Here is a 13,246-nt window from a genome sequence, read left to right on the forward strand (position 1 = left end):
CCGACCTCATGGGCGATGTGCTTGCCGGTCCAACGTTGCCGCCGCAGCGCCATGATGCGCTCGGCGATCAACGCAGCGGTGGCCTGCGGCATATGGGCGGGCCGCGAGGAACGGTCGATCATGCCGGCCCGCCCTTCGGACTTGTAGCGCTCGACCCAGCGCGCCACGATCTTGGCCGACACGCCGTAGACACGCGCCGCATGGGCTTTGGAGAAAGCGCCTTCTATCACCGACAGCGCCATCTCCTCTCGACGCAGCGGTGTGAGACGGGCATTCTTATGGATGTTCATTCGGATCCTCCGATGGATGCTGAAGCGTGGTAACTCCAGTCTCCTCGGTCCGGTCCGAATGGACAACCTCCCGAAAGCTCACAGCTAGGCGTCCAGGTGCATGGCGGCATGGGCTTCATCGAGGAGACGGGCGCGGCGGCGCTCTATCGGGACGCCCGCATCGCGCCGATCTATGAAGGCACCAACGGCATCCAGGCGATCGATCTGGTGTCGCGCAAGCTGCCGCTCGGCGGCGGCGAGCACGTGCATCGCTACATCGGCGAATTGAAAGCGGTAGCCGATGGCGTGCGCACCTCCAACATTGAAGGCTTCGGCCGCACCGCGGACAATCTCGACCGCGCGCTTGCCGACCTCGACGAGGCGACGCGCTTCCTGCAGAAGCAGTTGGCCGACGGCAAGGCCGACGCCGCAATGGCCGGCGCCACGCCCTATCTGCGCCTGATTTCGCTGACCGCCGGCGGCGCCTATCTGGCGCAGGGCGGTCTCGCCGATCGCGGCCGCATCCCCCTTTGCCGCTTCTTCGCCGAAAACCTGCTTGGTGAGACCCAGGCCCTGAAGGAGCGCGTCGTCGACGGTGCCGACAGTCTCGCCGCCGCCGGCAAGGCGTTGATCTTGGCCTGAACGCCCCGAACTGCGAAGGAATCGACCGTGACCGATCATATCCTCATCGAGCGCCGGGGCGCCGTGCAGATCACCCGCATGAATCGGCCGGACAAGAAGAACGCCTTGACCCGCGCCATGTACGCGAAAATGTCGGCAGGTCTTGCCGAAGGCGACGCCGATCCGGCGGTGCGCGTCCATGTCTTCCTCGGCGTACCCGGCGCCTTTTCTGCCGGCAACGACCTTGCCGACTTCCTGGTGATCGCCACCGGCGGCGAGGGCGGCACGGAAGTCTGGGACTTCCTGGTGGCGCTGGCCAGGGCGGAGAAGCCGATGGTGTCGGGTGTCGACGGCATCGCCGTCGGCATCGGCACCACGCTCAATTTGCATTGCGACCTGACCTTCGCCACGCCGCGCACGATCTTTCGCACGCCCTTCGTCGACCTCGGCCTGGTGCCGGAAGCCGGCTCCAGCCTGCTCGCGCCGCAAATCCTCGGCCGTCAGGGCGCCTTTGCGCTGCTCGGTCTTGGCGAGGGCTTTTCCGCCGAGCGCGCCAAGGCCGCCGGCCTGATCTATGAAGTGGTCGCGGAAGACGCGCTGGAGGACGCGGTGCTTGCTGCGGCCAACGAGATCGCCGCCAAGCCGCCACAGGCGCTGAAGATCGCCCGCGACCTTATGCGTGGCTCCCGCGAGGAACTCCTCGCCCGCATCAAGGTGGAGAGCGAGCACTTTCGCCAACGGCTGAAATCCGACGAGGCGCGTGCCGCGCTCACCGCTTTCATGACGCGCAAGAAAGGTTGAACCCTCCCGCCTTCTGCCGTCCTCAGGGATAGAGCCGCGTCTTGTCCCAGCCGCCAGCGGCGTTGCGTGAAAATACGAGCCGATCATGCAGCCGGAACGGACGGTCGTGCCAGAATTCGATCGTGGTCGGCACGATGCGGAAGCCTGACCAGTGCTTAGGCCGCGGGATGTTACCGATCGGATAGCGCGCCGTGTACTCCGCCACCGCCTTCTCCAATGCGAAGCGGCTTTCCAGCGGCCGCGACTGTTTCGACGCCCAAGCGCCGATGCGGCTGCCGCGTGGCCGTGTCGCGTAATAAGCGTCGGCCTCGGCGTCGGTGACGATCTCCACCGGTCCCCGCACGCGCACCTGGCGGCGCAGCGACTTCCAGTGGAAGCACATCGCCGCCTTCATCGTGCCAAGAATCTCGCGACCCTTGGCGCTCTCGAAATTTGTGTAGAAGACGAATCCGTTTTCATCGAACCCCTTGAGCAGCACCATCCGCACATCCGGCATGCCATCGGTGTCGACGGTTGCCAGCGCCACGCCATTGGGATCGTTGATCTCGCTTTTTGTGGCGTCGTCCAGCCATTCGGCGAAGAGCCGGAACGGCTCCGAGGCCTCGGTGAAGTCACTGCTTGTTAACTCAGTTTCGTTCATAGTTTTCCGAATTTTTTACGGTTACGGAGGAGTGGGCCGATTGTCGCGTATCGCGCAAGCTTTTGACAACTGGCAATGGAGCGCTATCGCTTCGGCCAGCCTCAAGGCTGCGTTGCTGACGCTGGCGCTTCCGCTTGCCGCCTGCGGCGCCGGCGGCTTCAGCCTCGAAAAGGCCGAGGTCGACCGCTCGATCATCACCTCCAGCGCGTCTCCCTCGCCTGCCGCGCCGGCTGCCGGCGATAACGACTCCGACCAGACCACCATCGGCAACGCGGTCTCCTCGGCCGACATCCGCGAACTCGGCGGCCAGGCGGTGCCATGGGCCAATGCCGGTACCGGCTCGCGCGGCTCCATCACTGAATTGGTGGAACTGAAGGATGGCGGGCTGACCTGCCGCAGCTTCGCCGCCACGCGGGAGAGCTTCGACGGCGTCGTCATGTACAAAGGTCAGTTGTGCATGGCCGGCACTGGCGGCTGGCGCATGCAGCAATTCAAAGCGCTCTGACTTCGGGGCGCCCGGATTTTCGCTTGTCGGTTTCCTCTTGCGCCACTGGAATTTCTTCCTATCCAAGCGCATATAGGGGGCGACTGTGACTCAATTCTCTCTTGCAGGCAGGAAACATGCGCGACCCCTATGAGGTGCTGGGCGTTGCCAAAAACGCATCGGCCAAGGACATAAAATCGGCCTACCGCAAGCTCGCCAAGAAGCATCATCCGGACCAGAATCCGAATGATCCCAAGGCGAAGGACCGTTTTGCCGCCGCCAATCAGGCCTACGAGATCGTCGGTGACGAGAAGACCCGCGCCGCCTACGACCGTGGCGAGATCGACGCCGACGGCAAGCCGAAATTCCAGGGCTTCGAGGGCGCGGCCGGTGGCGATCCGTTCGCCGGCTTCCGTCGCCAGCAAGGTCCTGGCGGCGCGCATTTCGAATTTCGCACCGGACGCCCGGGCGGCGACCCGTTCGACGGCAACAGCGACATTTTCAGCCAGATCTTCGGCGATGCCTTCTCCCGCGGTGCAGGCCGGGGCGAGCGCCGCCAGCCTGCGCAGGCCGCTGATTTGAATGTCACGCTGGACATCAGCGTCGAAGAGGCGGCCACCGCCGAGAAAGTAACCGCGATGTTCCCGGATGGCCGCAAGATGGCGGTCAAGCTGCCGGCCTATGTCGAGGAGGGCCAGACCATTCGGCTCAAGGGACAGGGCGAGCAGGGGCCCGGCCAGCCCGGCGACGCGCTGGTCAAGATCCATATCCGCCGCCATCCGCGCTACCGCATCGAGGGCCGCGACCTGCATGTCGACCTGCCCGTCGACCTGGCAGACGCGGTGCTCGGCGCCAAGGTGGCGGTCGAGACGCCCACCGGCAAGCTCGCCGTCAATGTTCCGGCATGGTCGAGTTCGGACAAGGTTCTGCGCCTCAAGGGCAGGGGACTGCCGGAAAAAGCCGGCGGTCATGGCGATCTTTACGCGCATGTGCGGCTGATGCTGCCGGAAGGCGGCGACGCCGAGCTCGAAGCCCTGATGCGCCGCGCAAAAGGGTGACCGGCGCAGTTCTGTCGCCTCCACAGCCGGCTTTCGGCGCTTGAAGGGGCCTTGTGCCTGTGCGATAGGGCTCTCCACGAAGCAGATATTCTTGCGGAGAGCTTTCACATGGCGGGTGCAAAAGGCCTGATGGCCGGCAAGCGAGGCCTGATCCTCGGCGTCGCTAACAATCGGTCGATTGCTTTCGGCATCGCCAAGGCCTGCGCTGATCACGGCGCCGAAATCGCGCTCACCTATCAGGGCGAAGCCTTCAAGAAGCGCGTCGAGCCGCTGGCGGCGGAGCTCAACGCACATGTCGCCGGTCATTGCGACGTGACCGATCCGGCAAGCCTCGACGCGGTGTTCGACGACATCGCCAGGCACTGGGGCAAGCTCGACTTCCTCGTCCACGCCATCGCCTTTTCCGACAAGGACGAGCTGACTGGCCGCTATGTGGAGACGACGCGCGACAATTTCCTGCGCACCATGGACATTTCGGTATTTTCCTTCACCACCATCGCCAAGCGCGCCGAGCCGTTGATGGCCGAAGGCGGCTCGCTGCTGACGCTGACCTATTACGGCGCCGAAAAGGTCATGCCGCATTACAACGTCATGGGCGTCGCCAAGGCGGCGCTCGAAGCCAGCGTGCGTTATCTCGCGGTCGACCTCGGTGCCAAGAAGATCCGCGTCAACGCCATCTCGGCCGGCCCGATCAAGACGCTTGCCGCCTCCGGCATCGGCGATTTCCGCTATATTTTGAAGTGGAACGAATACAACGCGCCGTTGAAGCAGACAGTGACGCAGGAAGAGGTTGGCGATTCCGGCGTCTATTTCCTGTCGGACCTGTCGCGCGGTGTGACCGGCGAGGTCCATCACGTCGATTCCGGCTATCACGTCGTCGGCATGAAGGCGGTCGACGCGCCGGACATCTCGACCATCAAGGACTGATCCTCCGTCCCGGCCCTGGCCCGAGCTCCGGAAGACTGATGTATCCGCTCGTCTACATCGCGCGCCACGGCCAGACTGATTGGAATGTCGAGGGTCGGCTGCAGGGACAGGCGGATACAGACATAAACGCGCTCGGCCGCGCGCAGGCGACCCGCAACGGTCGCCGCCTGGCCGAGTTCGTCGACAAGCCCACCGATTTCGACTTCGTCGCCAGCCCGATGCGCCGCACGCGCGAGACGATGGAGCTGATGCGCGCGGCGATGGCACTCGATCCGCTCGCCTACCGCACCGATCCACGTCTTGTGGAGTTGAGTTTCGGCGATTGGCAGGGTTTCACCTTTGGCGAGCTCGAGGCCAGGCTTCCGGGTTCGACCGCCGGACGCCGGCACGCCAAATGGGATTTCCAGCCGCCAGGTGAGGGCGCCGAAAGCTACGAGATGCTGCTCGAGCGCATCAAGCCGTGGTTGGATACCCTCGACCGGCAGACGGTCTGCGTCACCCACGGCGGGGTCATGCGCTGCCTGTTCCGCCTTGTCGAAGGAATGTCGAAGAAGCAAGCGGCCAACCTCGATATTCCGCAGGATCGCCTGCTGCGGCTGCAGGGCCGCAGCCTGGAGTGGCTGTGAGGCAGACGCCTCAACCTCGTCATCCTAGGCGAAGCAGGAGCGAAGCTCCGTCGCGGAGACCCTAGGATCCATGTCGTGACCTAGCCGAATGGCAAAAGCGGCGCAGAATAGAAAACGTTCTGCACTGCTGCAAAGCTCCGACGCAACGGCATGGATTCTAGGTCTGCGCGCGTCGCTCCGCTCCTTGCTTCGCCCTAGAATGACGAAGCTTTCGGCGTCCGGCTAATTTCGAAAGTGGTCCTCTACCGGCGCACCGCGTTGGCCAAGACCTCGCAGCGAGGAACTAATTCTGGTCGCTGTCCGGCAGCTGCATATCGGTAACGACGTTCTCGCCATTGGTCACGTCGAAAGCGATGACGATGTCCATGCCGGGTTTCAGTGCGTCCAGATCGGTCTCGGCGTTGAGCTTGTAGGATTTGCCGTCGTCCAGCGTCAGCGTCAGCGTGTCCTTGTCGACCTTCTTGATCAGTCCTTCGGTCTGGCCGGCGAAGGCGGCGGTGGAAATCAAGAGCATGGCGCCAACAGCGCCAATCAGGGTACGCATCGTCGTCCTCTTTGGTCATTGCGCCGGCTGGTCAGCGGCGGATCCTCAACGGCGGATGGAAGAGAGCAGAAACCAACCGAATGTGTCAAAACTAAATCCGCCCGATCACAGATTGATGCGCCGGAACACCGTTTGACCGCTGTGGAAAACGCCAATAGAAGGCAGCGTGCAGCGCTGCGCGTCCTTTTGGATGCGTGAGGAACGCTGCACCACTTTTAGTTTGCCGGCTCCGCCGCCGGGCAGGGCGCTTTCCATGTCTCACAACACCTTCGGCCATCTTTTCCGCGTCACCACCTGGGGTGAAAGCCATGGCGCCGCGCTCGGCTGCGTTGTGGACGGCTGTCCGCCCGGCATCCGCTTCAAGCGGGAGGATATCCAGGCCGAACTGGACAGGCGCCGCCCAGGCCAGTCGCGCTTCGTCACCCAGCGCCGCGAGCCGGATGAGGTGAAAATCCTCTCGGGCTTCATCCTCGACGAAGACGGCGAGACGATGATCACCACCGGCACGCCGGTGTCGATGCTGATCGAGAATGTCGACCAGCGCTCCAAGGACTATGGCGAGATCGCCCGCCAGTACCGGCCCGGCCATGCCGATTACACCTATGAGGTCAAATACGGCCTGCGCGACCATCGCGGCGGCGGCCGCTCCTCGGCGCGCGAGACCGCGGCTCGGGTGGCTGCCGGCGCGTTGGCGCGCAAGGTGGTGCCGGGCATGATCGTGCGCGGCGCGCTGGTTTCGATGGGCGAGAAACGAATAGATCGCGCCAACTGGAACTGGAATTTCGTCGGCGATGCCGAAAACCCGTTCTTCACTCCCGATCCAGCGTCCGTTCCGGTCTTCGCTGCCTATCTCGACGGCATCCGCAAGGCGGGCTCATCGGTCGGCGCGGTGATCGAGATCGTGGCCGAAGGCGTGCCGGCGGGCCTCGGCGCGCCGATCTATGCCAAGCTCGACCAGGACATCGCCTCCGGCCTGATGTCGATCAACGCCGTCAAGGGCGTCGAGATAGGCAACGGCTTCGAGGCCGCCCGCATCACCGGCGAAGAGAACGCCGACGAGATGCGCATCGGCAATGACGGCAAGCCGGTGTTCCTGTCCAACCATGCCGGCGGCATCCTGGGCGGTATCTCGACCGGGCAGGCGATCGTCGCCCGCTTCGCCGTCAAGCCGACCTCCTCGATCCTGACGCCGCGGAAGTCGATCGACAAGGACGGCAAGGACGTCGATGTCATGACCAAGGGACGCCACGATCCATGCGTCGGCATCCGCGCTGTGCCAATCGGCGAAGCCATGGTTGCCTGCGCGATCGCGGATCATTATCTGCGGCACAGAGGACAGACAGGTAAGGGAATAGGCAGTAGGGAATAGGCAGTAGGCCGCCCGAACAGCCTTTTTCTTTCCCTACTGCCTACTGCCTATTTCCTGCGAGCGAAGCGAGCACCTCATGCCCTACGACCAGAAGAAGATCGTCGAAGCGATCCGCGCCTTCGAGCGCGGCGAGATCGTCGTCGTCATGGACGATGACGGGCGCGAGAACGAGGGCGACCTGATCGTTGCCGCCGTTCACTGCACGCCGGAAAAGATGGCCTTCATTGTCCGCAACACCTCCGGCATCGTCTGCACGCCGATGCCGCGCGAAGAGGCGCGGCGGCTGAACCTGGCGCCGATGGTGGCCGACAATGATTCCGCCCACACAACCGCCTTCACCGTCAGCGTCGATTTCAAGCACGGCACGACCACCGGCATCTCCGCCGACGACCGCACCCTCACGGTGCGCAACCTTGCCAACGGCAATGTCGGCGCCTCCGATTTCGTCCGTCCCGGTCACATCTTCCCGCTGATCGCGCGCGAGGGCGGTGTCTTGATGCGTTCGGGCCATACCGAAGCGGCGGTCGATCTGTGCAAGCTCGCCGGCCTGCCGCCGATCGGGGTCATCTCCGAACTGGTCAATGATGACGGCACCGTCAAGCGCGGCCCCGAGGTGCAGGCTTTCGCCGAGGAGCACGGCCTGAAGCAGGTCTCGGTCGCCGATCTCATCGCCTATCGCCAGCGCAAGGAAACGCTGGTCGAGCGCGTCGCCTGTTCCGACATCGACACGCCCGGCGGCAAGGCGCAGGTCTTCACCTACACGCTTCCCTGGGATTCCATGCACCACGTCGCGGTTGTCTTCGGCGACATCCGCGATGGCGAGGACGTTCCGGTGCGCCTGCATTCGGAAGATGTCGTCACCGACGTCTTCGGCACCAGCCACCGGCTGGACGCGATCATGAAAGCCATGGGCGAGCGCAAGCGCGGCGTCATCGTCTATCTGCGCGAGGGCTCGGTCGGCGTCGCCCACCAGGAGCGCAACCGTCCGGCGAGCGGCGAACGCGAGGACCACGAGGAGGCGCGCCGCCGCGAGAACGAGTGGCGCGAGATCGGCCTCGGTGCGCAGATCCTCAAGGATCTCGGCATTTCGTCGATCAACCTGATTGCCTCGCGCGAGCGCCACTATGTTGGTCTCGAGGGCTTTGGCATCCACATCGCCAAGACCGAAATCCTGTAGGTGGGATTCAGGGTGACGCTTGCGGCTTCCGAGCGGTAGCTCGAAAGCCTGCTCAAGCGGGCCCTGGTCACACCACTGGCTAACCATACCGTCGACTTTGTGCACCGGTTTTGGCAGCCGCGAGCCGCAGCCACAATTGACAAACGTGCGGGTGAGAGCATCCTCCTCGGCCATTCTCTGAGGCGGGAGAGTCGGGGTCATGTGGGACTTCAGCGTCGGCAGGTCGGTGTCCATCATGATGAGGACCTGGCCGTTCATTGCCTTTCGAATGATCGTCTATTTCGGCATCACGGTGGCCTACATCATGGCGACCGGAACCGGCGCCAGCGTCGGCTACGGCGTCGGCCACATCTCCACCGATCCCGACGGGCCGATGTCGTTTGCCCTATGGGGCGGGGTTGTCGGCTTTGGCGTCGTTTCGATCGCGGTCTACTGGATCCGCGAATACATCCTCTACGTCCTCAAGGCCGGCCACATCGCCGTGATCGTCCACCTGATCGACGGCCACGACGTGCCCGACGGCCAGGGCCAGATCGCCTATGCGCGTGAGGTGGTGACCAAGCGCTTTGCCGAGGCCAACATCCTTTTCGTCGTCGACCAACTGGTGAAGGGCGCGATCCGCGCCATTTCCGGCCTGGTCGGCGGCATCGCCGCCTTCCTGCCCATTCCGGGACTCAGTGGCGTGGTCAGCTTCATCAACACCGTCATCCGCCTGTCGCTGACCTATGTCGACGAGATCATCCTCGGCTACAATATCCGCATCAATTCGAACACGCCTTTCGAGACCGCCAGGCAAGGGGTCGTGCTCTACGCGCAGAACGGCAAGCACATGGTCAAGAACGCCGTCTGGCTGGCGGTGATCATGTGGGGCGTGTCCTTCGTCATCTTCCTTTTGATGCTGGCGCCGGCCGGTGCCATCCTGTGGGTCATGCCCGGGCAGCTTGCCGGCTGGGCCTTCGTGCTGGCCATCGTCTTTGCCTGGGCTTTCAAGGCGGCCTTCATCGAGCCCTTCGCCATCGCCTCGCTGATGCAGGTCTATTTCGCCGCCATCGAGGGCCAGGCTCCCAATCCCGAATGGGACCGGCGCCTGGCCGACACCTCGTCGAAGTTCAGGGAGCTTCGCGACAAGGCGCTCAATTCCTTCGGCGGCTCGCGCTGGGATGCGCCCCGGGCGGCTTGATAGCAGCCGCCTGATCAGGGCTTCGGCCGGTCGCCGAGACCGAGGCTGGCGATCGCCGATTTGAGCGGTGCCTCGCCGGCGCCGCAAAACGTCTCGCTCATCACCAGTTCGGGCAAAGGCAGGCGCCTGCCCCAGCCATGTGCTTCCAGGTCCGGCTTCGGCGCGAATGCCGAGACGCGGCCGACGCACAGATAGGCGATCGGCGTGACATGGTCGGGGATCGACAGCAGCCGCTTCAGCGCTTCGGTCTCGATGATGCTGACCCAGCCGACGCCGACGCCTTCGGCGCGCGCCGCCAGCCAGAAGTTCTGCACCGCGCAGACGGTGCTGTAGAGATCCATCTCCGGATTGTGCCAGCGCCCGAGCGGCGAGTTCTGCGAGCGCTGCCGGTCGCAGGTGATGCAGAGATTGAGCGCGCTTTCGCAGATGCCTTCGAGCTTCAGCTTGCGGTAGAGCGCCTGCCGCTCCGCCTCGATGGCCGGCAATTCCTGCTCGCGCGCCGCCAAAAACAGGTCGCGCACCTGGCGGCGCCGTTCAGCATCGCGGATGACGATGAAGTTCCACGGCTGCATGTAGCCGACCGACGGCGCGTGATGGGCGGCCGTCAGCAGCCGCGCCAGCACGCTGTCGTCGAGATCGTCGGCGACGAAATGGCTGCGCACGTCGCGCCGGGTGAACATCGCCCGGTAGACCGCCTCGCGCGCCAATTGGTCAAAGTCATCGCCGCCGCCGGCGGCCGCTCCTGCCTGCATCGCTTTTCCCCTTGCGACAGCAGCCCTGCGCCTGACCAAGCGCAAGACCATGTCTGCCAGGCCGGTCTTCTGGCTCGGGATCGTCCCGCGTCCGGCGCCTTCCCGTCATCGACAGTGGCTTTTGCCGGCGCGGTCCCCCTTACAGCGTTGGGCACGCCACGGAGTTCAACCGTGTTCCCGATTCTCCCGCGCGTTGCGGGCACCAGGCAGTGACACGACCTTACCGTGAGGCGGGCGCCGCGCCAATGCCGTCAGCGACACTATCGGGCGCGAATTTTCCCCAGCCATTCGGCGCTGAAACATGGTCATCCGGGCTGCGCGTGCCTAGATTAGGCGCCATGACAACCCGTCTCTACACTCATCCGGTATTCCTGGAACACCTTACGCCACCCGGTCATCCCGAGCGGCCCGACCGTTTGCGCGCCATCGAGCGTGTGCTGGATGATGACTCATTTTCGGCTCTGGATCGCGTCAAGGCGCCGGAAGCCGATGAGGCGACCATTCTCTATGCCCACCCGCAGGATTTCGTTGCCCGCGTCCGCGCCGCCATTCCCGAGAGCGGCATCGTCTCGATCGACGCCGACACCAGCGCCAGCCCGAAGAGCTGGCAGGCCGCGGTGACGGCGATCGGCGCCGCCAATGCGGCCGTCGACGACGTCTTCGACGGCCGCGCCAGCAATGTCTTCGTTGCTGCGCGGCCGCCCGGCCATCATGCCGAGAAGACCACCGCGATGGGCTTTTGCCTGTTCAACACCGCCGCGATCGCGGCCCGCTACGCGCAGAAGAAGCACCAGGCCGAGCGCGTCGCCATCGTCGACTGGGACGTGCACCATGGCAACGGCACGCAGGACATTTTCTGGGACGATCCGTCGGTGCTCTATTGCTCGACCCACCAGATGCCGCTTTATCCCGGCACCGGCGCAAAGAGCGAGACCGGCGCCGGCAACATCGTCAATGCGCCGCTGGCCCCCCGCACCGGCAGCGAACTGTTCCGCGACGCCTTCCTGTCGCGCGTGCTGCCGTCGATCGACGCCTTCGCGCCCGCCCTGATCATCATTTCTGCCGGTTTCGATGCGCATCATCGCGATCCGCTGGCCGAGATCAACCTGACCGAGGATGATTTCGACTGGGCTACCGGGCAACTGATGGAGCGCGCCGGGCGCCACAGCGGCAATCGGCTCGTCAGCCTGCTGGAGGGCGGCTACGATCTGCAGGGATTGGCATTTTCGGTCGCCGCCCATGTCGGGCGGCTGATGAAGGGATAGGATATGGCTGGCGAAGGCAATGAGGACGTCAAGGCGATGAGCTTCGAACAGGCGCTCGACGCACTGGAGAAGATCGTCGATGATCTGGAGCGCGGCGACGTCCCGCTCGACCAGTCGATCCGCATCTACGAGCGCGGCGAGGCGTTGAAGGCACATTGCGATCGTCTGCTGAAGGCGGCCGAGGACAAGGTCGAGAAGATCAGGCTGTCACGCGACGGCAAGCCGGTCGGAACGGAGCCGCTGGACGCCGAGTAGGTAAAAACGGGCAAGGAGTTCAAGCATGTGCCGCAACATCAAGACCCTGTTCAACTTCGAGCCGCCGGCGACGGACGACGAAGTCCATGACGCGGCGTTGCAGTTCGTGCGCAAGCTGAGCGGTTCGACCAAACCGTCAAAGCGAAACGAGCATGCCTTCAACCATGCCGTCGAAGCGATTGCCGCAGCGGCGCGTGAATTGCTCGATTCCATGGAGACCACCCAGCATCCGCGCAATCGCGAGGAAGAGGCTGCCAAGGCGAAGGCCAGGTCAGCACTCCGCTTCGCCTGAGCCATCGCATGAGCTTCTTCCCGGCCAACGATCCTGAACCCGGCGATGCCTTCGCCTGCGATCGTATCGAGTTGATGATCGTCCCCAACGCCAAGGACATCGGCGGCTTCGAGGTTCGCCGCGCCCTGCCGACGGCAAAGCGCCGGCTGGTCGGGCCGTTCATCTTCTTCGACCGCATGGGACCGGCAATCCTGAGGGCAGGGCAGGCGCTCGACGTGCGCCCGCACCCGCATATCGGGCTGTCAACCGTCACCTATCTGTTCGATGGCAGGATAAGGCATCGCGACTCGCTCGGCACTGAGATGGTGATCGCGCCCGGCGACGTGAACCTGATGACCGCCGGGCGCGGCATCGTCCATTCCGAGCGCACGCCGGAGGAACTGCGCGGCGCGCCGATGTCGATCTCCGGCCTGCAGACCTGGCTGGCGCTTCCCGACGGCAAGGAAGAGGTCGCTCCGATCTTCGAGAACACGGCGGTGATCCGCCTGCCGAAGATCGATGCCGAAGGGATCAGCGGCCGTGTCGTCATCGGCGAATTGTCCGGGCTGCGATCGCCGGTCACGACCGCTTCCGACACGCTCTATGCCGATCTGCGGCTGGCGCCGGGCGCCAGCGTGAAAATTCCCCCCGAGGCCGAGGAACGTGCCATCTACACGCTGGAAGGCGAGGTCTCGATTTCCGGCGACCGCTTCCCCGCAGAACGGCTGCTGGTCTTCAAACCGGGCGACGAGATCGTCGTTTCGTCCGAGCGGGGGGCGCATTTTATGCTGTTCGGCGGAGCCTCGCTCGGCTCCAGGCGTTATATCTGGTGGAACTTCGTTTCGTCTTCGAAAGAACGCATCGAGCAGGCAAAAGAAGAATGGAAGACAGGCCGCTTCGATATCGTTCCCGGCGATGAGGAAGAGTTCATTCCGCTGCCGGAAAGCTGAACCGCGTCACTGACACGCATTTACATTCGCCTGCCGGCGGCATATTTCGCGCATGAT

Annotated in this window: 17 protein-coding genes, 1 pseudogene and 1 riboswitch; of the genes and pseudogenes, 13 read left to right on the forward strand and 5 right to left on the reverse strand. The window is 64.2% G+C overall.

What is annotated here, in order from left to right; translation table 11 throughout:
• Positions 1–290: leucine zipper domain-containing protein (locus EN818_RS07985; RefSeq protein ID WP_145972129.1), on the reverse strand; the 290-nt coding region annotated here is incomplete at its 3' end.
• An 84-nt stretch (positions 291–374) separates the two neighbouring features.
• Between EN818_RS07985 and EN818_RS07990 the strand changes: the two are divergent.
• Together EN818_RS07990 and EN818_RS07995 are read left to right on the forward strand one after the other, a co-directional pair.
• A pseudogene (locus tag EN818_RS07990) lies at positions 375–911 on the forward strand (acyl-CoA dehydrogenase); the annotation flags it as partial.
• Positions 912–938: 27 nt separating this feature from the next.
• A complete protein-coding gene (locus tag EN818_RS07995; protein WP_135904160.1) occupies positions 939–1,691 on the forward strand; it encodes a crotonase/enoyl-CoA hydratase family protein in 753 nt (250 codons plus the stop codon).
• A gap of 22 nt (positions 1,692–1,713) precedes the next feature.
• On the opposite strand, the gene pdxH is transcribed toward EN818_RS07995, so the two are convergent.
• The gene (gene pdxH / locus EN818_RS08000; RefSeq protein WP_135904162.1) at positions 1,714–2,331 is read right to left on the reverse strand and encodes a pyridoxamine 5'-phosphate oxidase; all 618 of its coding nucleotides are present in this window, start codon (positions 2,329–2,331) and stop codon (positions 1,714–1,716) included.
• 40 nt (positions 2,332–2,371) lie between these two features.
• Here pdxH and EN818_RS08005 point away from each other — a divergent pair, with 40 nt between their 5' ends.
• The 4 genes from EN818_RS08005 (at position 2,372) to EN818_RS08020 (ending at position 5,426) form a co-directional block, all read left to right on the forward strand.
• Complete coding sequence (locus EN818_RS08005) at positions 2,372–2,836, forward strand: RT0821/Lpp0805 family surface protein (protein ID WP_135904164.1); 465 nt, start codon at positions 2,372–2,374, stop codon at positions 2,834–2,836.
• A 116-nt stretch (positions 2,837–2,952) separates the two neighbouring features.
• Positions 2,953–3,873, forward strand: a complete 921-nt coding sequence (locus tag EN818_RS08010) for a J domain-containing protein (RefSeq protein ID WP_135904166.1) — start codon at positions 2,953–2,955, stop codon at positions 3,871–3,873.
• A 108-nt stretch (positions 3,874–3,981) separates the two neighbouring features.
• Positions 3,982–4,800, forward strand: a complete 819-nt coding sequence (gene fabI, locus EN818_RS08015; protein WP_129553069.1) for an enoyl-ACP reductase FabI — start codon at positions 3,982–3,984, stop codon at positions 4,798–4,800.
• A gap of 38 nt (positions 4,801–4,838) precedes the next feature.
• Positions 4,839–5,426: a histidine phosphatase family protein gene (locus tag EN818_RS08020; protein ID WP_135904168.1), complete on the forward strand. Its 588-nt coding sequence runs from the start codon at positions 4,839–4,841 to the stop codon at positions 5,424–5,426.
• Between the two features lie 283 nt (positions 5,427–5,709).
• Here the strand turns inward: EN818_RS08020 and EN818_RS08025 are convergent, their stop codons facing one another.
• Positions 5,710–5,970 (reverse strand): DUF1344 domain-containing protein, encoded by a 261-nt coding sequence (locus EN818_RS08025; protein WP_095805546.1) that lies wholly within the window; start codon positions 5,968–5,970, stop codon positions 5,710–5,712.
• Positions 5,971–6,075: 105 nt separating this feature from the next.
• Positions 6,076–6,225: a hypothetical protein gene (locus tag EN818_RS32590; RefSeq protein ID WP_189523770.1), complete on the reverse strand. Its 150-nt coding sequence runs from the start codon at positions 6,223–6,225 to the stop codon at positions 6,076–6,078.
• Between EN818_RS32590 and aroC the strand changes: the two genes are divergently transcribed.
• The 3 genes from aroC (at position 6,224) to EN818_RS08040 (ending at position 9,696) form a co-directional block, all read left to right on the forward strand.
• The gene (gene aroC / locus EN818_RS08030) at positions 6,224–7,339 is read left to right on the forward strand and encodes a chorismate synthase (protein ID WP_129553067.1); all 1,116 of its coding nucleotides are present in this window, start codon (positions 6,224–6,226) and stop codon (positions 7,337–7,339) included. The genes EN818_RS32590 and aroC overlap by 2 nt on opposite strands.
• 76 nt (positions 7,340–7,415) lie before the next feature.
• Positions 7,416–8,516 carry a 3,4-dihydroxy-2-butanone-4-phosphate synthase gene (gene ribB, locus EN818_RS08035; protein WP_095805548.1) on the forward strand — a complete coding sequence of 367 codons (1,101 nt, stop codon included), beginning with the start codon at positions 7,416–7,418 and terminating at the stop codon, positions 8,514–8,516.
• A 199-nt stretch (positions 8,517–8,715) separates the two neighbouring features.
• The gene (locus tag EN818_RS08040) at positions 8,716–9,696 is read left to right on the forward strand and encodes a hypothetical protein (RefSeq protein WP_095805549.1); all 981 of its coding nucleotides are present in this window, start codon (positions 8,716–8,718) and stop codon (positions 9,694–9,696) included.
• 14 nt (positions 9,697–9,710) lie between these two features.
• Here EN818_RS08040 and bluB read toward each other — a convergent pair whose 3' ends face one another.
• Entirely contained in the window at positions 9,711–10,448 is a 738-nt protein-coding gene (gene bluB / locus EN818_RS08045) for a 5,6-dimethylbenzimidazole synthase (protein ID WP_095805550.1), read from the reverse strand.
• A 41-nt stretch (positions 10,449–10,489) separates the two neighbouring features.
• Positions 10,490–10,670, reverse strand: a riboswitch (cobalamin riboswitch).
• A gap of 116 nt (positions 10,671–10,786) precedes the next feature.
• Between bluB and EN818_RS08050 the strand changes: the two genes are divergently transcribed.
• From EN818_RS08050 to EN818_RS08065, 4 genes are read left to right on the forward strand one after another with little or no spacing between them, the layout of a single operon-like run.
• The gene (locus tag EN818_RS08050; protein ID WP_135904170.1) at positions 10,787–11,713 is read left to right on the forward strand and encodes a histone deacetylase family protein; all 927 of its coding nucleotides are present in this window, start codon (positions 10,787–10,789) and stop codon (positions 11,711–11,713) included.
• A gap of 3 nt (positions 11,714–11,716) precedes the next feature.
• A complete protein-coding gene (locus tag EN818_RS08055) occupies positions 11,717–11,968 on the forward strand; it encodes an exodeoxyribonuclease VII small subunit (RefSeq protein ID WP_059186707.1) in 252 nt (83 codons plus the stop codon).
• A gap of 25 nt (positions 11,969–11,993) precedes the next feature.
• A complete protein-coding gene (locus EN818_RS08060) occupies positions 11,994–12,260 on the forward strand; it encodes a DUF2277 domain-containing protein (protein ID WP_129553063.1) in 267 nt (88 codons plus the stop codon).
• A gap of 8 nt (positions 12,261–12,268) precedes the next feature.
• Positions 12,269–13,189 (forward strand): pirin family protein, encoded by a 921-nt coding sequence (locus EN818_RS08065; protein ID WP_135904172.1) that lies wholly within the window; start codon positions 12,269–12,271, stop codon positions 13,187–13,189.
• The last annotated feature ends 57 nt before the right edge of the window (positions 13,190–13,246 follow it).

Source organism: Mesorhizobium sp. M3A.F.Ca.ET.175.01.1.1, assembly GCF_004791945.1.
GTDB lineage: Bacteria > Pseudomonadota > Alphaproteobacteria > Rhizobiales > Rhizobiaceae > Mesorhizobium.

Coding starts and splice junctions, on each gene's coding strand:
- pdxH (WP_135904162.1), bottom strand. CDS start 2,331: ATGAACGAAACTGAGTTAACAAGCAGTGACTTCACCGAGGCCTCGGAG.
- EN818_RS08010 (WP_135904166.1), top strand. CDS start 2,953: ATGCGCGACCCCTATGAGGTGCTGGGCGTTGCCAAAAACGCATCGGCC.
- fabI (WP_129553069.1), top strand. CDS start 3,982: ATGGCGGGTGCAAAAGGCCTGATGGCCGGCAAGCGAGGCCTGATCCTC.
- EN818_RS08020 (WP_135904168.1), top strand. CDS start 4,839: ATGTATCCGCTCGTCTACATCGCGCGCCACGGCCAGACTGATTGGAAT.
- EN818_RS08025 (WP_095805546.1), bottom strand. CDS start 5,970: ATGCGTACCCTGATTGGCGCTGTTGGCGCCATGCTCTTGATTTCCACC.
- aroC (WP_129553067.1), top strand. CDS start 6,224: ATGTCTCACAACACCTTCGGCCATCTTTTCCGCGTCACCACCTGGGGT.
- EN818_RS32590 (WP_189523770.1), bottom strand. CDS start 6,225: ATGGAAAGCGCCCTGCCCGGCGGCGGAGCCGGCAAACTAAAAGTGGTG.
- ribB (WP_095805548.1), top strand. CDS start 7,416: ATGCCCTACGACCAGAAGAAGATCGTCGAAGCGATCCGCGCCTTCGAG.
- EN818_RS08040 (WP_095805549.1), top strand. CDS start 8,716: ATGTGGGACTTCAGCGTCGGCAGGTCGGTGTCCATCATGATGAGGACC.
- bluB (WP_095805550.1), bottom strand. CDS start 10,448: ATGCAGGCAGGAGCGGCCGCCGGCGGCGGCGATGACTTTGACCAATTG.
- EN818_RS08050 (WP_135904170.1), top strand. CDS start 10,787: ATGACAACCCGTCTCTACACTCATCCGGTATTCCTGGAACACCTTACG.
- EN818_RS08055 (WP_059186707.1), top strand. CDS start 11,717: ATGGCTGGCGAAGGCAATGAGGACGTCAAGGCGATGAGCTTCGAACAG.
- EN818_RS08060 (WP_129553063.1), top strand. CDS start 11,994: ATGTGCCGCAACATCAAGACCCTGTTCAACTTCGAGCCGCCGGCGACG.
- EN818_RS08065 (WP_135904172.1), top strand. CDS start 12,269: ATGAGCTTCTTCCCGGCCAACGATCCTGAACCCGGCGATGCCTTCGCC.